This window comes from Curtobacterium sp. MCBD17_003 (assembly GCF_003234885.2).
In the GTDB taxonomy this organism is placed as follows: Bacteria; Actinomycetota; Actinomycetes; order Actinomycetales; family Microbacteriaceae; genus Curtobacterium.
This window is the reverse complement of sequence record NZ_CP126275.1, coordinates 690,902-711,571: the sequence shown is the minus strand read 5'-3', so window position 1 is coordinate 711,571 and position 20,670 is coordinate 690,902. Positions and strand designations below refer to the sequence as shown.

At 72.4% G+C, this 20,670-nt stretch carries 16 protein-coding genes and 1 tRNA gene; 4 read left to right on the top strand and 13 right to left on the bottom strand.

Features of this window, described 5'->3' with window-relative positions:
- The first annotated feature begins 84 nt into the window (after positions 1-84).
- Positions 85-693, top strand: a complete 609-nt coding sequence (locus DEI88_RS03475; protein ID WP_111010059.1) for a TetR/AcrR family transcriptional regulator — start codon at positions 85-87, stop codon at positions 691-693.
- A gap of 25 nt (positions 694-718) precedes the next feature.
- On the opposite strand, the gene DEI88_RS03470 is transcribed toward DEI88_RS03475, so the two are convergent.
- The 3 genes from DEI88_RS03470 to efeU are packed head-to-tail and all read right to left on the bottom strand — an operon-like array spanning position 719 to position 4,831.
- Positions 719-2,005: a Dyp-type peroxidase gene (locus DEI88_RS03470; RefSeq protein ID WP_111072263.1), complete on the bottom strand. Its 1,287-nt coding sequence runs from the start codon at positions 2,003-2,005 to the stop codon at positions 719-721.
- Complete coding sequence (efeO, locus tag DEI88_RS03465; protein WP_111072264.1) at positions 2,002-3,228, bottom strand: iron uptake system protein EfeO; 1,227 nt, start codon at positions 3,226-3,228, stop codon at positions 2,002-2,004. The genes DEI88_RS03470 and efeO overlap by 4 nt, the downstream gene beginning before the upstream one ends.
- Positions 3,215-4,831 carry an iron uptake transporter permease EfeU gene (gene efeU / locus DEI88_RS03460; protein ID WP_111072265.1) on the bottom strand — a complete coding sequence of 539 codons (1,617 nt, stop codon included), beginning with the start codon at positions 4,829-4,831 and terminating at the stop codon, positions 3,215-3,217. Before efeU ends, efeO begins: the two co-directional genes overlap by 14 nt.
- Before the next feature lie 116 nt (positions 4,832-4,947).
- Between efeU and DEI88_RS03455 the strand changes: the two genes are divergently transcribed.
- Positions 4,948-5,751, top strand: a complete 804-nt coding sequence (locus DEI88_RS03455; protein ID WP_258372246.1) for a trimeric intracellular cation channel family protein — start codon at positions 4,948-4,950, stop codon at positions 5,749-5,751.
- A gap of 12 nt (positions 5,752-5,763) precedes the next feature.
- Here the strand turns inward: DEI88_RS03455 and DEI88_RS03450 are convergent, their stop codons facing one another.
- The 5 genes from DEI88_RS03450 to DEI88_RS03430 form a co-directional block, all read right to left on the bottom strand.
- Positions 5,764-6,636: a glycosyltransferase family 2 protein gene (locus DEI88_RS03450; RefSeq protein WP_181441246.1), complete on the bottom strand. Its 873-nt coding sequence runs from the start codon at positions 6,634-6,636 to the stop codon at positions 5,764-5,766.
- Positions 6,637-6,817: 181 nt separating this feature from the next.
- Entirely contained in the window at positions 6,818-8,584 is a 1,767-nt protein-coding gene (locus DEI88_RS03445; RefSeq protein ID WP_111072267.1) for a Na+/H+ antiporter, read from the bottom strand.
- A gap of 127 nt (positions 8,585-8,711) precedes the next feature.
- Entirely contained in the window at positions 8,712-11,078 is a 2,367-nt protein-coding gene (locus DEI88_RS03440) for a transglutaminase TgpA family protein (RefSeq protein ID WP_111072268.1), read from the bottom strand.
- A complete protein-coding gene (locus DEI88_RS03435) occupies positions 11,075-12,298 on the bottom strand; it encodes a DUF58 domain-containing protein (RefSeq protein WP_111072269.1) in 1,224 nt (407 codons plus the stop codon). Before DEI88_RS03435 ends, DEI88_RS03440 begins: the two co-directional genes overlap by 4 nt.
- Entirely contained in the window at positions 12,298-13,323 is a 1,026-nt protein-coding gene (locus tag DEI88_RS03430; RefSeq protein WP_220038168.1) for an AAA family ATPase, read from the bottom strand. The genes DEI88_RS03435 and DEI88_RS03430 overlap by 1 nt, the downstream gene beginning before the upstream one ends.
- Before the next feature lie 113 nt (positions 13,324-13,436).
- On the opposite strand from DEI88_RS03430, the gene DEI88_RS03425 reads away from it, so the two are divergent.
- Positions 13,437-14,366 carry an acetamidase/formamidase family protein gene (locus DEI88_RS03425; protein WP_111072270.1) on the top strand — a complete coding sequence of 310 codons (930 nt, stop codon included), beginning with the start codon at positions 13,437-13,439 and terminating at the stop codon, positions 14,364-14,366.
- A gap of 157 nt (positions 14,367-14,523) precedes the next feature.
- Here the strand turns inward: DEI88_RS03425 and DEI88_RS03420 are convergent, their stop codons facing one another.
- The 4 genes from DEI88_RS03420 to DEI88_RS03405 all read right to left on the bottom strand — a co-directional run bounded on the left by DEI88_RS03420 (position 14,524) and on the right by DEI88_RS03405 (position 18,387).
- Positions 14,524-14,820, bottom strand: a complete 297-nt coding sequence (locus DEI88_RS03420; protein WP_111010079.1) for an excalibur calcium-binding domain-containing protein — start codon at positions 14,818-14,820, stop codon at positions 14,524-14,526.
- Between the two features lie 124 nt (positions 14,821-14,944).
- The gene (locus tag DEI88_RS03415; protein WP_258375119.1) at positions 14,945-16,099 is read right to left on the bottom strand and encodes a Fic family protein; all 1,155 of its coding nucleotides are present in this window, start codon (positions 16,097-16,099) and stop codon (positions 14,945-14,947) included.
- Positions 16,100-16,276: 177 nt separating this feature from the next.
- On the bottom strand, positions 16,277-17,311 hold the full coding sequence (locus DEI88_RS03410; RefSeq protein ID WP_111072272.1) for an ABC transporter permease: 1,035 nt from the start codon (positions 17,309-17,311) through the stop codon (positions 16,277-16,279).
- Positions 17,308-18,387, bottom strand: coding sequence for an ABC transporter ATP-binding protein (locus DEI88_RS03405; protein ID WP_146246078.1), 1,080 nt, complete (start codon positions 18,385-18,387; stop codon positions 17,308-17,310). Before DEI88_RS03405 ends, DEI88_RS03410 begins: the two co-directional genes overlap by 4 nt.
- Before the next feature lie 508 nt (positions 18,388-18,895).
- On the opposite strand from DEI88_RS03405, the gene DEI88_RS03400 reads away from it, so the two are divergent.
- Positions 18,896-18,984, top strand: a tRNA-Ser gene (locus tag DEI88_RS03400).
- 75 nt (positions 18,985-19,059) lie between these two features.
- On the opposite strand, the gene DEI88_RS03395 is transcribed toward DEI88_RS03400, so the two are convergent.
- A complete protein-coding gene (locus DEI88_RS03395) occupies positions 19,060-20,604 on the bottom strand; it encodes a BNR repeat-containing protein (protein WP_111072274.1) in 1,545 nt (514 codons plus the stop codon).
- Between the last annotated feature and the right edge of the window lie 66 nt (positions 20,605-20,670).

The following is a 20,670-nucleotide window of genomic DNA, read 5'->3' as shown; positions in this document are numbered from 1 at the left end:
CCTACTGCTCCTCGCGCGGAAGTCAAAGCGCGTTTACACCGCACCTCCCGGTGCGGGTACCGTTGCGGAGATGGAGAGGACGTCATGACGCTCGAGTCGCAGGTGCCGTCGAGGACGCGCGACGCCGCGAAGACCCGGCAGCTCCTGGTCGCCGCGGCTCGACGTCGGTTCGCGTACGACGGCTACTCCGCGACCACCGTCCGGGAGATCGCAGCCGACGCCGGAGTGAACGTCGCGCTCATCAACCGCTACTTCACGAGCAAAGAGGGCCTCTTCGAGGCCTGTCTCGAGCGCGCGGTGGAGGACCTCGATGCCCCCCGGCCGGACGACGACTCGGTCGAACGGATGCTCCAGAGCCTCGTCGAGCGGGTGACGAACGCGCCGACCGGGGAGCACGCGGTCGAGCTCCTCCTGCTCATCCGGTCCTCCGGAGACGAGCAGGCCGACCGGATCCGCAACGCGACACTCACCTCGTACGCGGAGCGCATGGCGCGCATCGCCGGGTGGGACCCCGATGACGTCGACACGAACGGCATCCTGCTCCGCGCCGAGGTCGCGCTGGCCACGGCCTTCGGCATCACGCTCCTGCGTGCCTCCACTCGGCTCGGCCCCCTGGTCAACGCGTCGGCGAGCGACCTGACCGGCCCGTTCAGCGACGTCGTCACCGCGTTGCTGGCGCCGGACCGGCGGTAGGCCGGACCGGCGCCGGCCCCACGGTTCAGCGGAAGAGCCGCTCCCCGATGTACGAGCCCTTGCGCGGCGCCGGCGGCACGGCGAACACGGCCGAGCCGATGTGCGAGATGTACTCGTTCAACCGGTCGGACGCTCCGAGCCGCCGCTGGATCCGTGTGAAGTGATCGGGGTCGTTCATGAACGCGGTGAACAACAGCCCGGCGTCGAGCTGCCCGTACTGGTTGAGCCCGTCGGTGTAGTTGTACGGGCGACGCAGGATCTTGACGCCGCCGTTGTTCTCGTGCGCGGCGAGGGCGACGTGTGCGCGCGCGTCGATCTTCGTGTCGCCGGCGTGGTCGGTCGCGTGGAAGTCGGGCGTCGTGTGCTCGGTCCCCCCGGAGAGCGGCGCACCCTCGACCTTCGTGCGCCCGAACACCCGCTGCTGGTCGCTGATCACGTCGGCGTCCCAGATCTCGATGTTCATCTGGATCTTCCGCGTGACCTGGTAGGTGCCGCCCGCCATCCAGTCCGCGTCGTCCCCGAGCCGCACGAAGCGCTCGTAGTCCTCGTCGGTGGTGATGTTCCGCGTGCCGTCCTTGAACCCCATGAGGTTCCGGGGGGTGGTCTGGTTCGCTCCGGCCGACGCACGCCCGAACCCGAGCACGGTCCAGCGCACGGTCGCGGTGCCACGGGCCATGCGGGCGAGGTCGCGGATCGCGTGGTAGGCGACCTGGGGGTCGTCGGCGCACGCCTGCAGGGACAGGTCACCACCGTTCAGGGCGGGGTCGAGGGCGTCGCTCGGCAGCGCGGGGATCTGGGCGAGCGCGGCGGGCTTGTGGGCCGCCAGGCCGAACCGCTCGTCGAACAGCCCGGGGCCGAGCCCGACGGTGACGGTGAGCGATGCCGGGCCGAGGTCGAGGGCCTCCCCGGTGTCGGCACCGACGCCGTCGGCGTGCGCGGGGACCACGGTGCCGATGGTGCCGCCGGACTGCAGTTGCGCGATGGCGGCGGACCACCGGGCGAGCAGGACCTGCAGGTCCGTCGCCAGGGTGGACGCCATGTCGAACGTCATGAAGACGCAGTACCGCTGGGGTTCGGTGCGGATCCCACCCTGCGGCTGCCCCGCGGCGGTCGCGTAGAACGGATGGGTCCGCGACAGGTCGATGGACTCGTCGTCGGGGGTGCGTCCGACCGCACTCGCCGCGAGGGCGCCGCCGATCCCGGCGAGTGCGCCCACCCCGGCACCTGCCGCCGCGAGCCCGCCGATGAGTCCGCGGCGCGACACCGACGGACGCGGCGACCCGTCGCGCTCCTGCTCCGGCGCTCCGCTCACGCGGTGGCGACCTTCTCGGCGAGCCGGGACAGCGGGTCCTGCAGGGCCTGGATCGTCTGCGAGATCGTGTTCGCGTCGGCCGTGCGGGTGGCGGCGTCGTAGGTGCGGAAGCCGCCGAGGGCGGTGCCGTCCCGGTAGCCGTCCATGAGCGTGTCGACGCTGTCGAACTCGGTCGCGATCTGCTTCGTGATCGACGGGTCGAGCTTCTGCAGTCCGGGCTTCAGGTACGCGAACGCCTGCCGCGCGCCCTCGACGTTCGCTGCCAGGTCGACGAGGTCGATGTGGCTGAAGCCCTCCTCCTCGCCGGTGATCTTCTCGGACTGGACCTCTTCGAGCAGGCCGGCCGCGCCGTTGGCGAGGTCCTCGGGCTTGTAGGTGAGCGTCGGGACGAGCTTGTCGAGCAGGGTGACGTTCTCGGTGAGCTCGGCCGCGAGCTGCTTCGTGCTCGCGGTGATGGCGCCGCCCTGGAACAGATCGCGCTCCACGGCGTGGAACCCGTGCCATCCGACCGACGGGTCGAGGTTCGAGGCGCGCATGTCGACGAGGTAGTCGAGGTTCCCAGCGTTGTCGGTCGCCTTGTACCCCTTCTTGACGAACCCGTCGACGTCGCTCTCGACGTGCTCGTAGTACGGGCGGGCGTTCGCGTAGTCCGTCTTGGCGGCGGCGAGGTCCCCCGCGTCGACGTCCTCCTGCAGCTGCCGCACGGCGGTCACCATGTCGTTGACCTGGGCGTCGACGTAGTCCGCGTAGCCCTTGGCGCCCTGTCGGAGGAGGGTCGCCGCGCTGCTGTTCGCGGTCGATGCGGCCTTGCCGGTGACGGTGAACGTCGTCAGTTCCTTGGTCGCTCCGGGGCAGTACACCTGGTACTTGCCGCCGCCGAGCGTCACGGTGAACTTGACCGGGTCGAGTCCGGGTGCCAGGTTCTCCTTCTCGCCGAGGATCTTCTGGTCCTGCAGGAGCTCGACCTCGGTGATCGCGGTCGACGAGGTGTTCCGCACGGTGAACGTCACCGGTCCGGCGGGCACCGAGGTCGTCGACACGGCGCACTTGTCCGAGCCGTCGTTCGTCAGGGTCACGGCCACCCGGTGCACCGCGCCGGACGGCGTCGCGGCGTCCTCGGCGGAGGACGACGCGGTCGAGCAGCCGGTCAGCGCGAGGGCTGCGGCGGCGAGGGTCGCTCCGAGGACGAGGACGGATCGGGTGCGGCGGTCAGCGAACGGCATCGGCGGTCTTCCTGCTGGTCGCCCCGTGCCGGTCGGCGACGGGGGTCGTGGTGGTCGGTCGGGAGGAACGGGTCGCCGCCCCGAGTCGGCGGCGGTCCCGCAGGGCGAGCAGGGCCTGGGCGATCGCGGCGATCGCGAGCGCGATGGGCAGCCACGCCTTCCAGAGGAGCGCTTCGCGGCCCGCGGAGGCGCCGCTCGCCACCGCCTCGCCCGCGGCGGTCACCCGGGTGGCGGGGACCGCCCAGGCGGTGGCGTCGAACGAGTAGGTCCGGCTGGTCGGCAGACCGCCGCCCGACACGGTGAGGACGGCACGCTCGGTCCGGCGCGCGTCGAGGAGGCCGCCGTCGACGGCCCAGAGCGTCCGGGTCGCGGTCGAGGTCCAGTGCGCGGTGAACGGGCCGGGCTGCTGTGTGGGCGAGATGCCGACGGGCACGCGTCCGAAGAGGTCGGTGAGCTGGTCGATGGTCAGCGTCGCGGGTCGGCCGGTGCTCGGCACGCGCGTGGTGGTGCGCCAGCGGTCGGCGGTGACGCCGGCGTGCGTGGTGGTCGTGTGGTCGGCGGAGGAGAAACGGGCGCGCTGCACGGTGTCGCCGGCGCGGACGACGAGGGTCGCGGCGGCACCGTCGAGGGTCGCCGTCGCGGTGTGCCGCGTGGTGGGGTGCGGGTCCCCGGCACCGGTGGCGAGGGTGGCGGAGGTGGGCAGGGCCTCCCGGCCGGTGGGGACGGCCACCGCGAGCGCGACCGCCGCGACGGCGAGGCCCGCGGCGACGACGACGCGCACGCGCGGGACGCGAGCCGGCGACGGGCGGAGGGACCGCGGCCAGAGGCTCACGACGAGCACGGGGACGAGGTAGCCGACCCAGCCGACGACCTCGACGACGCGGGGGTCCGCCGGGATCCCGAGCACGCCGGTGACGAGGGCGGCCTGCACGGACCCGGTCGGCGCGAGCCACGACAGGTCGACGGTGCGCTGCTGCCCGATCGTCACCCAGCCGGCCTCGTGCGCGGTGCGGAGTGCGGTGAGCACGAGCCCTGCCGCCACGAACACCAGGAACACGCCGGTGCCGGTGAAGAACCGCCGGAGGTCGAGACGGACCCCGCCAGTGAAGATCCCCCAGCCGATGAGCACGGCGACGAGCACGCCGATCACGGCGCCGAGCGCCGCGGCACCCGCCGAACTCGCGGCCTGGAACGTGGCGAGCAGGAACACGGAGGTCTCGAAGCCCTCCTTGAGCACGGCGAGGAACGCCATGCCCGCGAGCGCCCAGGCGGTGCCGCGACCGACGGCCGCGGCGGTGCTCGCCTCGAGGTCGCCCTTGAGGTCACGGGCGTGCGTCCGCATCCAGATGATCATCCCGGTGACGAACACGACCGCGACGGCGCCGATGACGGACTCCATCGCCTCTTGCTCGGACTGCGGGAGCGCCTGCTCGAGCGCCTCGAGCCCCACGCCGACGGCGACGCTGAGCACGACGGCGAGGGCGATCCCACCCCACATCGGCACGAGCGAGATGCGACCGCGGCGGAGGAACGCGGCGATGATCCCGACGATGAGGGTCGCTTCGAGGCCTTCGCGGAGGCCGATGACGAGCGTGGCGAGCATGGAGTGGGATCCCGGTGGGGTGAGGGGCGACGACCCCGCGGAGTGGAACGGAGGTAAGGCTAACCTAAGAGCAAGGGCGTCGTCCACGGCCCGGCCCGAACCGCGAAGATGGACCGGTGCAGTTCTCCTCCGCTGACGCACTGGTCGTCCCCGCGCACGCGCTCGCGACCGTGACGAACGTCCTCGACCTCGCGGGGGTGTTCGCGTCCGCGCTGCTCGGCGGGTCGCTCGCGCGCGAGATGGACTTCGACCTGTTCGGGTTCCTCGTGGTCGGGTTCGTCTCGGGGCTCGGCGGCGGGATCCTCCGCGACGTCCTGCTCCAGGACGGCCCGCCGGTCGCGCTGACCGACCCGCTGTACGTCCCGGTGGCGCTCGTCGGAGCGCTCGTGGCGTTCTTCGTCTCGATCTCGGAGCGGGCGTGGGACCGCCTGTTCACGGTGCTCGACGCAGCCGTCATCGGGTTCTGGGCCGTGGTCGGCGTGCAGCGGACGTTCGACGCGCACCTGGGCTGGGGTCCGGCGATCATCATGGGCACCGTGACCGCGGTCGGGGGCGGTGCGGCCCGTGACCTCCTGCTCCGGCGGGTGCCCGCGGTGCTCGGCGGGAACGCCCTCTACGCGTCCGTCGCCGTGGCCGCGTCGATCGTCATGGTCGTCGCGTCGGCGTTGCACGTCCCGACGATCGGCATCGTCGTCGCGATCCTGCTGTCGCTCCTGCTCCGGCTCGGCGCCGTCCGGTACGGCTGGGGGCTGCCGAACGGCCGCGACTGGCAGCCGCAGTCCGCGCTCGCGACGCTCTTCCGCCGGGGTCGGCGGCCCGAACGCATGCGGCTCCTGCGCCGGTCCCGACGCGGCCGCGAGCGCGACGACCAGGACGGGCCGGCCTCCGCGACCTCGGACGGGCCTCCCGAACGCCCCTGACGGCCGTCGCCGTCAGCGCAGCAACGCCCGCCGTTCCATGAGCGCGACCCGGCGGAGCAACGGCCGCCGCTGCCCGGCCGGGAGGACCGCCACCGCACCCCGGAACCGCCGCAGCTCCTCGCCGATCCCGTCCGGCGCCCCACCCGCCGGCAGTCCGGCCCGACGCCACGCGAACCACGAGGGACGGAACCCGACGGTCGCGAGCGCGAGCGCGTCGAACGCCTCGTGGACGAGCTCGGTGTCCGCGCGGGCGGCCCGCCACCACGACTGTGCCGTGATCTGGCCGGGGTGGCGTCGGTAGAGGACCGCCGGGACCCGGTCCCGCACGAGCCGGAGCCCCGCACCGGCAGCGCGGAGCCAGAGGTCGTAGTCCTCGGACGCGACGGATCGGCATCCGCCGAGGTCTCGGATCAGCCGGGTGCGCGCGGTCATCGTCGGGTTCATGAAGGGGTTCTCGAGCAGCAGCGCGAACGGCGCCGCCGCAGCGGACAGTCGGCGGAGCGGTTGCGGGCGCGCGACGGGTGTGCCGGGGAGCCAGTCGACCGCGGGCGCGAACACGAGGTCCGCGGACCGCAGCAGGGCGAGCTGCCGCCGGAACCGGAACGGCGCGCACACGTCGTCCGCGTCCATGCGTGCGACGACGGGCGCCGTGACCTCGTCGAGCACGGTGTTCATGCCGGCGGCGATCCCGACACTCGGCCCGACCAGGACGCGGAGCCGGGCGTCCCGGATCCGCTCGAGCACCCCGAGCGTGTCGTCCGTGCTGCCGTCGTCGCGCACCAGGAGCTCGCCGTCCTCGGGGAGCGCGCGGAGGACCGTCCGCACGGCCGTGCCGACCGTGCCGGCCGCGTTCCGGGCAGGCATGACGCAGGTGATCGTGGGCATGGCGGTCCTCCTCGGCGTTCCGGGCATGCTGCCGGGACCGCGGCGCGCCGCATCCGCCGGGAGGCGCGGCTCCACCGGTCCGCGCCCGTCGCGTCACCCGCGGCCTCGCCCCGAGCGGTGGGGATCCGCCGGAGGGCCGTCGCCCGCCGTCCCGGTCCGCCGCCACCTGCTCGGGCTCGGTTCAGTCGTCCTCGCTGATCGCGGCGAGGCGGAGCTCCTCGACGTCGAACCGGCCCTGCACGCGCCGCATCACCGCGTCGTCGATGGCCCGGGAGCGTCGGAGGTCGTCGACGGCCGTCCGCTTCGCCTCGAGCAGCGCGAGCCGCAGCGCGATGTCGGCCTGCTCGGCCTCCCGTTCGAGCTGGATCTCGTCGGGCTCGCCCTCCGTCGCATCCTCAGCAGCCCCGCCGATCGGGTCCTCCGCGTCGGGGCCGTCGGCACCTGCAGCCATGGCTTCGCCGGCCGATCCGCCCGTGCCGCCGATCACCGCGGCGGACACGGTCACCCCGGCGTCCGCCGCCGCCCGACTCGCCGCCGCGGCGTCGCCCTCGGCGGCCTCCGCATCGCGCCGCAGCCGCTCGAGGCGGCGCCCGTAGTCGGCGCGCAGGTCCTCGCGGACCTCCTCGGGCGACTCGAGCCGGCTCGCGACGTCGTCGAGCGAATCGAGCGCCCCCTGCAGGGCCGCCCGCTCTGCCTCGATCTCCTCCCGTTGCTCCTCGGGATCCTCGGGCAGGCGTGCCCATCGCACGATCACGGGCATCGTGAGTCCCTCGACCACGAGCGTCACGAGGATGACGACGAACGTCGCCGCGATGACGAGGTCGCGGTCGTGGACCGGGCTCCCGTCGGACATGGCGCGCGGGACACCGAGTGCGGCCGCGAGCGACACCGCACCCCGGAACCCGGCCCACGCGATCGGCATGCGCTCCCGGAAGTGCAGGTGCCGGTCGCGCTCCCCCGCCCGCCGGTCGAGCAACCGGCTCGCGTACGGGGTCGTGTTGACCCAGAGGAACCGCATGCCGATCACCGCGGCGGTGCTCCCGAGCCCGAGCGCGAGTGCCGTCACCCAGTCGTCGTGGAGCACGGCGAGGAGCGTCGGGTGGAAGTCGAGTCCGACGAGCACGAACAGCGCGCCGTTGAGCAGGTAGGACGTGACCTGCCAGAAGCCGTACCCCTGGATCCGCGCGTGCGCACTGATGACGCGGTGCCCGATCTGCGTCAGGAGCAACCCCGCCGTGACCACCGAGACGACCCCGGAGACGCCGAACAGCTCGGCGGGCAGGTACGCGAGGAACGGGGTGAGCACGCTGAGCGTGTTCTCGAGCAGCCGGTTGTCGAGGTACCGCCGCACCCAGTAGACGATGAGACCGACCGCCAGGCCGATCGCGATGCCGAACCCGTACGAGGCGAAGAACCGCACGACCGCGCCCCACACGTCGATGTCCTGCCCGCTCACCACGGCGCCCACGGCGACCGAGTAGAGGACGAGCGCGGTGCCGTCGTTGACGAGGCTCTCGGCCCGCAGCGTCGTGATGAGCCGCCGGGGCAACCGCGCGGCCACCGCAGCGACCGCCGTGGCGTCGGTCGGGGCGAGGACCGCGCCGAGCGTGATCGACAGCGCCCAGGTCAGCCCGAGCAGGTGTGCGACGACCGCGACCACCGCGGCCGTGGCGAACACGAGACCCACCGCGAGCAGCGCGATCGTGCGCAGGTTGCTCCGGATCTCGCGCAGTGACGTGTTGAGGGACTCCCAGTACAGGAGCGCGGGGAGGAACAGCAGCAGCACCGCTTCGGACGGCAGCCGCACGCCGCCGAGCCCCGGCAGGAACCCGACCCCCGCGCCGAGCACCAGGAGGACGAGCGGCGCCGCGACGCGGATGCGTTGGGCGACCACGCCCCCGACGAGGATGGTCGCGCCGAGCACGACGGCGAGCTCGAGTCCGTCCACCCGTCCTGTCTACTCGGCGGCGGGCCGGGACACCGCCTCGGGGTCGGTGGCAGCACGTCCTCAGCAGCGCGGCGGGGACCTCCTCGGCGGGTCGCGACGGGACCTCCTCGGCGGGTCGCGACGGGACCTACTCGGCGGGTCGCGGCGCCTGCGGTGCGGCATGTCGGCGCCCGCGACCGGTCCACGCTCTCGACGGCGCGAGAGACGGCGGCCACACCCGGGACAGCACCCGGCGCCAGGGTGACACGGCTGCGTCGAGCCCGACCCGGACCTCCCGAACGGCGTCCCGCAACCGGTCCTGGTCGACCGGTGCGGTACCCGGTCGTGCGTAGCGCTCGCGGTCGAGCGCGTCGACCACCGTCCCCAGCGGCGTCAGCGTCGCCGGCGGCAGGGTGGCACCCAGGCGCGTCAGCACCGCTCGGGCCGTCCGGGCCGCGAGCGCGGGATCGTCCGGCGGCACCGTCGCCGGCGTGAACCCGTGGTCCGCGACGTCGTCGATCACCTCGCGCCAGGCGTTGGCGGCGGGATCGCGACCGGTCTGGACCAGTCCGAGACGTCGACGACGGCGGAGGGTGCGGAACAGTCCCGGCCCGACCAGCGCACCGAGCGCCACGAGGACCGCGAGGGCGATCTCCCACGTCGCCGAGCCGCCGCCCGGTCCGCCCGTGCCAGCGCCGGACGCAGCATCCGGCGTCGGCGACGCCGACGAGGGCTGCGCGGTCGGCTGGTTCGCGGGCGCGGAGCGGAGGGGCGTGACCGTCGGGAGCGAGGTCGGCGACGCGGTGGCGGGCAGCTCGGCGTCCGACTGGTCCTGTGCGACCGGCGTCGGCTCGAAGCCCACCCAGCCGGCACCCTTGATGTACAACTCGGGCCACGAGTGCAGCTGCCGGTTCGAGACGACGTACTCGCCGTCCTTCTGCGTGCCGCCCGGCCGGTACCCGACCGCGATGCGCGACGGGATCCCGAGCACCCGGGCCATGACCGCCATCGCCGAGGCGAAGTGCACGCAGTACCCGGCCCGCACCTGCAGGAACTTCGCGACGACGTCCATGCTGTCGCCGTCGTACCCCTGCTCGACGGGCGCCGTCTCGGAGTAGGTGAAGCGGCCGCTCCGGAACCACGACTCGAGTGCGCGTGCCTGCTCGTACTGGTCACCCGCCGTCCCGGCGACGCGCTCGGCGGCGGTGCGGATGCTCCCGGGGAGGTTGCGCGGCAGCTGGAGGTCGGTGCGGAGCTGGGCGGACGTCGGACGGTTCCAGTCGCCACTCGCGATCATGCCGAAGCGACCGTGCTGGGCGATCGCGTCGAGGTAGGGGTTGGCGAACGTCGCGACCCCGTACGCCTGGTAGACGTCGCCGCGGCGGGTCGTCTGCCCGGTGGACCGGACGGTGTTCGACCGCCCCATCCACCGCCACTGGGTGAGGTCGAGCGCGGTCGACCGGGACTGGATCCCGACCGCACCCGACGGCAGCGGCAGGTACTGGCTCGACAGCCCGGTGACCCGGACCTGGACGTCCTCGCGGCTGGCGACCCGCGGGTTCACCCCGGTGGCGAACTGGCCCTGGTCGGCGCTCGGGGCGGTGCTGGCATCGACCACCGAGGGCACCCAGTCGCCCGTGCCGAACTCGTCGAGGTCCGCGAGCTTGAGGTACTCCGGCACCCCCGTCGTCGTCCGGTAGCGGAACACCTCGATCTCGCTCGGACGCCGCAGGTCGTCACCGAGTTTGAGGAGGGTGCCGGGGCGCCCGGGGTTGATCGGGGCCTGGATCGCGCCCGTGACCCCCGACAGCCAGCTGGCGTCGATCGGGACGACGGTCGGCAGGCCCACCGCGACGACGAGGGCGACCGCGCCGATCACCATCGCCGGGAACGCCTGCTGCACGGGCCGGACCGACAACCAGAGGACGAGCAGGAACGCCATGCCCGTGAGCACGACGAGCACCACGCTCGGCGCCGTTCCCGTCACGATCCCCGGGACGACGAGTGCGACGAACGCGGGCACGGCGGCGAGGGCGGCCGTGGGCGCGATGACCGCGACGAACAGGGCGACGCCGGCGGTCCAGACGAGCGTCACGGACACGACGAGCTGCACCGCGTCGGTCTCGGGGAGCGGCGCGGGGTTCACCTTGATCGCGAGCAGCGCCTGCCCGAGCGCGCCGCTGCGGTCGAGCCACCCGAGCGGCTCCGTGCCGTCGAGGATCGCCAGCGCGCATGAACCGCCGACGAGGGTGACGACGAGCGCGACGAAGCGGGCCCACCGCGGGCGGGTGCGGACGGCGAGCATCACGCCCACGAGCAGGGCGGTGACGACGAGCGCGGAGACCCACCACGCGATCCCCTGCACGAGCGGGCGGACGGCGAGCGACGCCACGACCACGGGCAGCGCCGCGGCGGCCACGAGCATGCGGCTCGGCGTGCCCGGGTCCTCGTCGGTGCGGTCGTCGCGCTCGAGGACGTCACGGCCCGTGACCGGGCGACGGGCGGTGTCGGTCATCGGGCACTCCCGCCCACGGGAACCACGAGGACGCGCCATCCGGCACGGTCGAGGACCCCGCGAGCGGCGGCGTCCGGTGGCGTGATCGCCACGAGGAGCCCGCGCGAGGCCGGGGGCGTGCGAGCGACGAGCTCTGACGCCTGCTCCGCCGTGCACTGGCCCGTGACGACCGCGGTCATGCCGTGCACGTCGACGGCACGGACCTCGGGCAGGACCTCGGCCACCGGGCGCGCGTCGGAGCGCAGCGTGACGTCGGCGAGTCCGACGAGCACGGACGCCAGGTCCCCCGCGGGCGACGGCTGGACGTCGTCCGCGGTGACGAGGGCGACGCGGGACGTCCGCGCGGCGAGCACCCGTGCGACGCTCGCGGCGACGACGACCGCGTGCTCGAACGCGGCGTCCCCGGCCATGTCGGACAGCTCGGCGAACGGGTCGCGGCCGAGCTCCTGGTAGGAGGCGCGGCGCACGTCGAGCAGGACGGTCGCCTCGGGCGGCTGGGCCTGTGCGGTCTGCCGGACGTGGAGTTCGCCGCGCTTGGCGCTCTGCCCCCAGTGCACGCGGCGGATGGGATCGCCCGGTCGGTAGGGCCGGAGTTCGCTGTCGTCCGCGGACCCGCCCTGGCCGGTTCGTCCGGCCTCGGCCGAGACCGCGCCCGAGAGCACGCCCGTCTCGATCGCGCCGAGCACCGTGGTGCGGGGCACGACGACGATCTCCTGCGCCGCCACGACGACCCGGTCGACGTGGACGAGTCCGAACGGGTCGGCGACACGGACCGTCCCCGGACCCAACCGGGGACGACCGCGGCGCGCGGCGATGGCCTCGACGGTGAGCCGCGCCGGGGGACGACCCGACCCGACGTCGACGAGGGCCTCGAGGTCCCCTGCCGATGCGAAGTGGTCGTCGAGGCGGTCACGCACGAGCACCCGCACGACGCCGAGCGCCCGCTGCCGACCCTCGACCAGCAGCGTGGCGCGGAACACGGCACCGGCCTCGATCGTCGTACGCGGGACCTGCCGCGTCGCCCGGATCGGTCGGGCGGCGACCATCGCGACGACGGCGCCGAGGACGACGAGCACGAGGACGAGGAGCCCGGCCGTCACCGCGAGGCTCGTCGTCGCCACGAGCCCGGCCCCGACCAGACCGATGCCCACCGCGACCGTGGTCCACCCGCGTGAGGTCGGGCGCGGCAGGGCGACCCGACCGCGGCGGGTCCCGGGCATCAGGACCGCACGGCCGCGGCGCCGAACGGCACCGCCGTGTCGGCGACGATACGGACGACGACGTCACGAGCGGCGTCCTCAGCACCGCCGCCGAGGTTCCGGGCGACGGGCACGAGGCGGTGCGCGAGCACGACCGGGGCGAGCGCGGCGACGTCGTCGGGGGTGACGAACGGACGACCCTCGAGCGCGGCGCGAGCGCGTGCGGCACCGGCGAGGTGCAGGGTCGACCGCGGACTCGCACCGAGCAGCAGGTCCGGGTGCCTCCGGGTCGAGCGGACGATGTCGACGACGTAGCCCTCGACGTCGGGCGCGACGTGCACGGCGTGCACGGCCCGGATCATCGCCGCGAGGGTCGCGACGTCGACGATGGGCCGCAGTGCCGACATCGGGTCACCGACGCCACGGCTGCGGAGCATCTCGCGTTCGGCGTCGAGGCTCGGGTAGCCCATGGTGATACGGGCCATGAAGCGGTCACGCTGTGCCTCGGGCAGTGGGTACGTGCCCTCCATGTCGATGGGGTTCTGCGTCGCGACGATCATGAACGGCGACTCGAGGGGCCGTGTCACGCCGTCGACCGTGACCTGCGACTCCGCCATGGCCTCGAGCAGGGCGGACTGGGTCTTGGGGCTCGTCCGGTTGATCTCGTCGCCGATGACCACGTTCGCGAACACGGGCCCGGGGGCGAACCGGAAGGACCCGGACGCCTGGTCGTAGATGTTCACGCCCGTCACGTCGGACGGCAGCATGTCGCTCGTGAACTGGATGCGGCTCACCGACCCACCGACCGTGGCCGCGAGGGCCTTCGCGAGCACGGTCTTGCCGACACCCGGGACGTCCTCCACGAGCAGGTGCCCCTCGGCCAGCATGACCGTCAGCGCGGTGCGGATCGCCTCGGTCTTGCCGTCCACGACCGTGCCCACCGCACGCACGATCGCGTCGCCCGCGGAGCGGATCTCGTCGACCGGGAACGATGCCCCCGCCCGGCCCGGTCCCCCCGGATCGGCGACGTCAGCGCTGTGTGGCAAGCCGGACCTCCAGGCTCGTAGGACGTGTCCGGGAATGCTACCTCGGGCCGATGGCAGCCCCCTCCGCGACGGCGGGCGCCGTTCTGTACCCCTCTCGGTGGCAGGATCGGTGCATGGCGGACCACGTTCTCGAGCCCACGACCGACACGGCGATCGACGTCTTCACGGCGGAGCGCGCGCCCGTCCTGCGGGCGTCCGCCGGCGACACCGTCACCGTCCGCACGCTGAGCGCGGCCGGGTACCTCGAACGACAGCAGGAGCCGGGCCAGGAGGTCCCGACACTCATCACGAGCCGCCGCGGCCACTGCCTCGTCGGCCCCGTCGCGCTCACCGGCGCGCTGCCCGGGCAGGTGCTCGCCGTGCGGTTCGACGCCCTGGTCCCCGGGACCTGGGGCTACACCGGCTCGGGCGGCGTCGACAACGAGCTGAACCGGGCCCTCGGTCTCGCCGACGCCGCGACGCGGGGCCCGCTGCTCTGGGACATCGACGCCGAGGCCGGCGTGGCACGGAACCAGCTCGGCCTGGGCGTCCGGACCGCACCGTTCCTCGGCGTCGTGGGCGTGCCTCCCGAGCCGACCGGCGAGCACTCGACCATCCCGCCGCGGCCCGTCGGCGGCGGGAACATCGACTGCCGCGAGCTCGTCGCAGGCGCGACGCTGTACCTCCCGGTCACCGTGCCGGACGCGCTCCTGTTCGTCGGCGACGGCCACGCCGCGCAGGGCGACGGCGAGGTCTCGGGCACCGCCGTCGAGTGCGACATGACGACGACGATGACGCTGTCCCTGCTCGACACGGCACCGGTCCCGGGCGTCCACGCCGACACCCCGGCGGGTCGGATCACCTTCGGGTTCGACGCCGACCTCAACGCGGCGACCGCCACGGCCCTGAACGCCATGGTCGACTGGATCGCTGCGCTGCACGACGTCACCCGCGCGCAGGCCCTGGCGATGGCGAGTGTCGCCGTCAGCATGCGGGTCACCCAGATCGCGAACCAGACGTGGGGCGTGCACGCGCTGCTGCCGCACGACGCGATCCTCGTCTGAGGCGGCGCACCGCCTCCGCCGTCGCGCGGCGTCGCACCGACGTCGCACCGACGTCGCACCGACGTCGATGAGCCGCGGAACGGACTGTGAACCGGGGCGATGCGCGGCTCCTGGTCCGTTCCGCGGCTCATCCCGCTGGCGCGGCCGTCGCGCCGGGTCAGTCAGCCTCGCAGGCGATCCCGTCCTTGTCGGCGTCGAGCTTGCTGTTCGCCGAGTACAGGGCGTTGTCCTTCTTGACGGTGCCCTTGAGCTTGCGGTGCTCGACCGTGCCGTTGGTGTGGTGCACCGTGTTGTACGTCACCGAGGTCTTGGCGATGCCGCCCGAGTAGACCTTGTGCACCGCGGTGCAGTTGGCGTACTTGGTGGTGGCTGCCTCGGCGGCGGTGGCGTTGCCCACCCCGGCGACCGCGACCGCCGTGAGCACGAGGCCGATGGTGATGGCGCGCTTGCGCATGTTCCCCTCCGTGCGCCGCCGGGTTCGGGTCCGCGGCGCTGCGACCGGATCCACCGATCAGCGTCAGCATAGGGGTCGCGAGGAGTCCTCGCGTACCCCCGAAGTGGCGGTGTCCGGAGGGTCGTCAGTACGACGGATCCTGGCGCCGGCCGCTCCGCTCCGCGAAGGCGTCGAGGGCGTCGAGCACCTCCGGGTTCAGCCACACCCGGTTCCGCCGCTGGCCGTTGACCATCCGGAGGATCCCGCGCTCGGTCAACTGCTGCAGCGCGTTGTCCACCGCCGGTTGGCTCGCGCCCGTGCGCTCGCGTGCGAGCCGAGCGTTGAGTGCCGGGTGCTCGATGGACACCCGCGCGAGCCGTCGCGCCGTCGAGTCCGCACGGAGGCCCGTCAACCGACCGTCCCACTCGCGCTGCAGTCGCGCCAAGTCCTCGGCGAGCACGGTCGCGTTGCGGAGCGCTGCGAGTGAGGCCGTCGCGAACACGGTCACGATCGGGGCCACGTCCCCCCGCCGATAGGCGTCGAGCGCATCGAAGTACGCGTCGACGTCCGTGAGGATGCCGCTGCTGACCGGGATCGTCATGTGTCGGATCAGCCGACCGTTGCGGAGGATGGCCTGCACGAGCGCGCGGCCCGTCCGGCCGTTCCCGTCGGGGAACGGGTGGATGGTCTCGAACTGCGCATGTGCGACGGCCGCCTGGACGAGGACGGGGAGGTCCGTCCGCCTGGTGAACGCGACGAGATCGGCCATCGCATCCGCCACGCGTTCGTGGTGCGGCGGGACGAACGCCGCGTCGTGCGGGAGTGCGCCCCCGATCCACACCTGCTCGGCGCGGTACCCGCCGACCAGCCGGGGTGCGGAGCTCTCGAGCAACTGGCGGTGCATCTCGATGATCGTCGCGTCGCTGATGTCGTCGGCGAGGGCGATCGCTGCTTCCATGGCGCGGACGTTGCGCACGATGAGCGGCGCGTTGCCCTGGATCCGCTCGTCGATCTCCGCTTCGGCGATGGCCCGCGCACCGGAGGTCAGGTGCTCGATCTGCGAGCTCGACGCGGACTCGCTGCGGAGCAGGACCGCCGAGAACGGCGCCGGGAATCCCGCGAACTCCGCATCGAACCGGGTGATCGTCCTGGACGCGTCATCGACCTCGGCGAGGACCTCGGTGGGGATCGTGAAGGGCATCGCGGCGATCGCCGGTGGAACGGCGGCGAGGTAGGGCGCGCGACGCCGCTCGGCTGCTCGTCGCGAGAGCAGGTCCGGGTTGTGCACAGGCGGGAGCACGCGCTCCTCGTACCGCACCGCCGGACCGTCCTGCCCTGCCGAACTCGCTCCTGAACTCATCGGTCGCCACCCCCTTGCATAAGGTTATGGCACAACCTTATGTAAGGCCGGCGCAACGACAAGGCTCGGACACCCAAGCGACCCGCGGACGCCAGCGGCATCTCCTCAACATCGCGACTACAGCTCGCCCTGGTCCCACTTGAACAGTCGCGCCGCGAGCAGCGCAGCTGCGATGCCGACCGCGGCCATCATCAGCCACAGCCAGTAGACCGAGACGAACGGGTCCGTCCCGGTGATGTCCGCCCCGATGGCCTGCATCAACCACGTGCTCGGGAACCCGTCGGTGATGGAGCGCACTGCGTTCGGGAACACGTCGATCGGCACGACGGTGCCGGAGGTCAGGATGACGATGACCGGGAGGAACCCGGTGATCTGTGTGGTCACATCAGGGTTGGCGGAACGGCTCGCCAAGAGGTAGGCGAAGGCGAACAGCATCGCCAACCCGAGGACGAGGGTCACGAACAGTCGCACGATGTTGAACGACTCCACGTACCCCTGGCTCCAGGCGATGAGCACGATGACGATCGCCTCGGCGATGCCCAGGGCCAAGCGCACCGGGCTCTGCGCGAGGATGAACGCCATCCGTCTGACCGGAGTCGTCCCGAGCAGCCGGAGTGTGCCGCGTTGCCGGAGCGCGACCAACGGCACGGAGGTCCCCATGAACGCGATCGCCATGAACCCGGTGACCAGCACCGTGGCGAGATTGACGCGCAGTATGTCGGTCTCGGCCTCGCCGGACGCATCAGTGACGACGATGTCCGCCGACGGGATCCCGGTGGAGTGCACCGCGGCGACGAGGTGCTTCCACGCCGGTTTGGTCTTGCCGACGAGCACGATCCGCGCGCTGTCATCCTCGACCGTGATCCTGGCGGTCGCCGCGTCCTCCGCCCGCACGGCGATGTCGCGGTTCCGCAACGCCTCGACGACCTGCGCGGTGTGTGGCCCGTTCGCGACCGACGCAACTGGAGCGGGCCGACCGCCGTTGATGACGAAGTCGATCCCGACCATCAGGATCAGGAAGAAGAAGAACATGAACATCAAGGCGATGACCGTCTTGATGTTCCGGAACAGCTCTCGAGAGCTCAACAACACCAGTTGCCGGAACGCGTCGCGATGGGTCGACCGCGCGGAGGCGCTCGGTGCGGTTCTCATGGCCGATTCCCTTTCGTCGTCGCCCCCCGGCGCACGCGACGTTCGTCCGGCAGTTCTGCGAGCTGCAGGAAGATGTCCTCGAGGCTCGCCTGGCGGACATTGAGCTCGCGAGCCCGCAGGGTCCGGGCGAACGTCACTCGACGGATCAGTTCGTCCGGGTCCTCTGTCGTGACCTGCACGCGGACACCTCCCAGCACGGGTTCGGAGCTGTACGGAGTCCGCAGGGCGGCGCCGATCTGCTCATCGGTGACGGTCGGGGCCACGGTGAAGGCGACGTCACTGGTGGTCGCGTGCTGACGGATCAACTCGTCCGGGCTGTCGAGTGCAGCCAGGCGCCCGCCGACGATGATGGCGACACGATCGCAGACCGTCGTCGCTTCGTCCATGTGGTGTGTGGAGAGGACGATCGTCGTTCCCCTGTCCCGCAGGCCGTGGATGATCTGCCACAGCGCCTGTCGTGCCGCAGGATCGAGGCCGGCGGACGGTTCGTCGAGGACGAGGACCTCGGGATCTGCGACCAGGGCCACAGCGAGGAGGAGCCGGCGCGTCTGCCCGCCGGACAGTCCCTTCGTCCGTTCGACCGCTTGATCCGAGAGACCGACCTCGGCGAGCACGTCCGCGATGGGGCTGGGTTGCTCGTGGAACGAGGCGAACAGCTCGAGCGTTTCCCGCACGGTGAGCGTGTCGAAGAGGCTCGCCGACTGCGGCTGTACTGCGACACGACGTGTGATCGCTTGTCGCTCGATGGCTGGGTCGAGTCCGAGTACGCGGATGACTCCGCTGGTGGGACGTTGCAGGCCCACCATGCATTCGATGGTGGTCGTCTTGCCTGCTCCGTTGGGACCGAGGAAACCGAACACCTCACCGCGGCCGATTTCGAGATCCAGATCTTGCACCGCGGGGAATTCCCCGAACGACTTCGAGAACGCCGCCAATTCGACGACGGTTTCCCCTGCCCGCCCTGGTTGTGTGCTCGTCTCGCGTCGCATGTGCCCCTGATTCACCGCTGCGGTTGACCAGCTCCCGGGAAAACGCTTCGTTGCGTCGACCAGCACGATGACCGCCAGCCCCGACACCCGGCCGCCCGTAGATTAGCGAGCATCATTCGAACAAGCAACCCCTCGCTCCGTTGCTCGCGGCGCCATCGTGCCGATCTCCCCGCGGTGATCCGGCGACCCCGTGGGGACGCGAGTCGACATGACGTCGGCGGCAGGCCGAAGCAATCTGCGGGGCTCGCACACGACGCGCAGCAGTACAGGAGGGGACGCGACACGACGGCCGCGCCCCCTCGAGCCGCTCCCCACCCCGCGCATGCCGATCGGATACGGCCGCGCCCTGGGGCTCGCGAGGAGCGACGCCTCTGCTGTGTACGTGTCCGCGCACCGGATCAGACGACCCGGATGTGATCGCGCGCGCGACGGAGCCGATGCTACGAGTCCCCAGAACGGCGGACAACGGGCGCGTTGTCCCCATTTCGAGGGTCTGCGTGGCGCGGGTCAGGCGCACCGGTCCGGGAGGCGATGGTCCCGCCCGCCGCTCGGCTCCCCTATGATGGTGGTCGCGTGCTCGCTCCGGTGGGCACCGGGAGACGTCGCATAGTCAGGCCTAGTGCACCACCCTGCTAAGGTGGAGTTCCCTTTTGGGAACCGTGGGTTCAAATCCCACCGTCTCCGCCGTATCCGGCGTCGAGCTCCACGGATCCCTGCTCTACGGGTTCTGAGCCACCGCTGCCCGCCCCGCCCGACCGCCTACCCCGCGACCCCCGAGTCGTCCACGTCGGTGAGCACCAGCGTCAGGGGCGACCCCTCGGCCGAGAACGCGACGTCGGGCGCCCGCCCATCGTTCCGGTACGGCCCCGCGTCCCACCGGAGCGTCCACGCGACGCGGCGGCCGCCGTCGTCGAAGGCGTCCGTGACGGCCGTCCGCACGGCCAGACCGGGGTATCGCGCGGGGTCGACGGACCGCTGTGTGAGTTCGGGCGGGGTCGTGGTGGTCGGGATGGGCGCGTCCGCGACGCTGTGTGCGCTGCCGGCGCTCGCCCCGCTCGCCACCGTGATCGCGCGAGCCGGTCCGTTCGATCGCGCGTAGCCGATGACGACGTCGTTCGGTGCCGCCGCCGGGACCGGTGTCGACACGCTCGTCACCGCGATGCCCTGCTGCGCGGTGCCGAGTCGGGCGAGGTCGTAGGCCCCGCTCCAGGCCGAAACCTGCGTCACGACCCACTGCCGGGAGGCCCCGTCCGGCCTGGCCACGAAGAGCTGCGTCGTCCGCCCGCTCCCGCTGCCGACGTACTTGTAGTAGGCGATGACCGGTCGCCCTGCACGGTCGAACCCGATGCGCGTCGCGTCGTTGAGCAGACCGCTCCCGGTGAGTGGGAGGTCGTCCACCACGACCCCAGGCGTCCCGAACGTGATGGTCGGCGGGAGCGTCGTCCCGTCGAGGCCGTACCACTGGCGCAGGTCCTGGCTCCGCGCCGCCGAGAGCCGTCCGTTCGTGTCCGCGTCCGTCGGGTCCCCGCGCCAGACCCACACCATCCACCACCATCCGTCGGGCCCGGGCACCGGCACGCTCGGATAGGGGCTGACGTCGTTCGACATGCCCTCGAGCAGGATGCGGCCGTCGGGGTACGGCGCGTACCGCATGTCCTCCCCCGCGACGCTCACCCACCGCTTCGACGACTCGACGTACCCGTACAGGAACTGGTTGCCGCGGCCGGACTCCCCGTTCCGCCACGACAGGAACACCTGCCCCTGGGGGCCTCGGAAGAACGTCGGGTAGCTGCAGGCGCCGAGCTCCGCACCGGCGTCGAGGTACCGCCGGACCTCGGCGCCCGTGCGGTCCTTCACCACCCAGACGCCGTCCATGGGCCCCGGCGCGTCCTTGCTCCGGAGCGTGGTCGGGTCGTCCGCCGACGTGGTCCGCCAGTACCGGAGCGCGGTGTTGTGGTTGTTCCCGGTGACGTGCAGGTCCCCCTGCCGGTCGACGACCGCGGACACCAGGTTGTGCGAGTCGTTGATGTTCCCGTTGCTCGCCGTCGCCGTCGCCTGCCCCTGGTCGAACACGACGGCGGCGCCGGCACCGTCGAGCAGCGTGGTGTCCGATCGGGTGCGGGCCGTCGCGCCGGAGACGTCGACGTCGAGCACGCCCATCGTCCGGTCGGCCCGGTACCGGGCGATGAGGACGTGCCCGTTCCGGGGGTTCCGCACGACCGCCTGCGGGATCATCATCCCCGCCCAGCAGTGCGCGGGACTCCCGTCGGGGGCCGGGACGCTGACGGTTCGGACGACGCTCATGGCACTCCTCCTGTCCGAGCCGACGATGTGTCGACTCGGGCAGGACGGTACGACGAGCGCACCGGC

Bases quoted from the DNA above. Each gene is read 5' to 3' on its own strand.
- DEI88_RS03475 (WP_111010059.1), top strand. From the start codon at position 85: ATGACGCTCGAGTCGCAGGTGCCGTCGAGGACGCGCGACGCCGCGAAG.
- efeO (WP_111072264.1), bottom strand. From the start codon at position 3,228: ATGCCGTTCGCTGACCGCCGCACCCGATCCGTCCTCGTCCTCGGAGCG.
- efeU (WP_111072265.1), bottom strand. From the start codon at position 4,831: ATGCTCGCCACGCTCGTCATCGGCCTCCGCGAAGGCCTCGAAGCGACC.
- DEI88_RS03450 (WP_181441246.1), bottom strand. From the start codon at position 6,636: ATGCCCACGATCACCTGCGTCATGCCTGCCCGGAACGCGGCCGGCACG.
- DEI88_RS03440 (WP_111072268.1), bottom strand. From the start codon at position 11,078: ATGACCGACACCGCCCGTCGCCCGGTCACGGGCCGTGACGTCCTCGAG.
- DEI88_RS03435 (WP_111072269.1), bottom strand. From the start codon at position 12,298: ATGCCCGGGACCCGCCGCGGTCGGGTCGCCCTGCCGCGCCCGACCTCA.
- DEI88_RS03425 (WP_111072270.1), top strand. From the start codon at position 13,437: ATGGCGGACCACGTTCTCGAGCCCACGACCGACACGGCGATCGACGTC.
- DEI88_RS03420 (WP_111010079.1), bottom strand. From the start codon at position 14,820: ATGCGCAAGCGCGCCATCACCATCGGCCTCGTGCTCACGGCGGTCGCG.
- DEI88_RS03410 (WP_111072272.1), bottom strand. From the start codon at position 17,311: ATGAGAACCGCACCGAGCGCCTCCGCGCGGTCGACCCATCGCGACGCG.
- DEI88_RS03395 (WP_111072274.1), bottom strand. From the start codon at position 20,604: ATGAGCGTCGTCCGAACCGTCAGCGTCCCGGCCCCCGACGGGAGTCCC.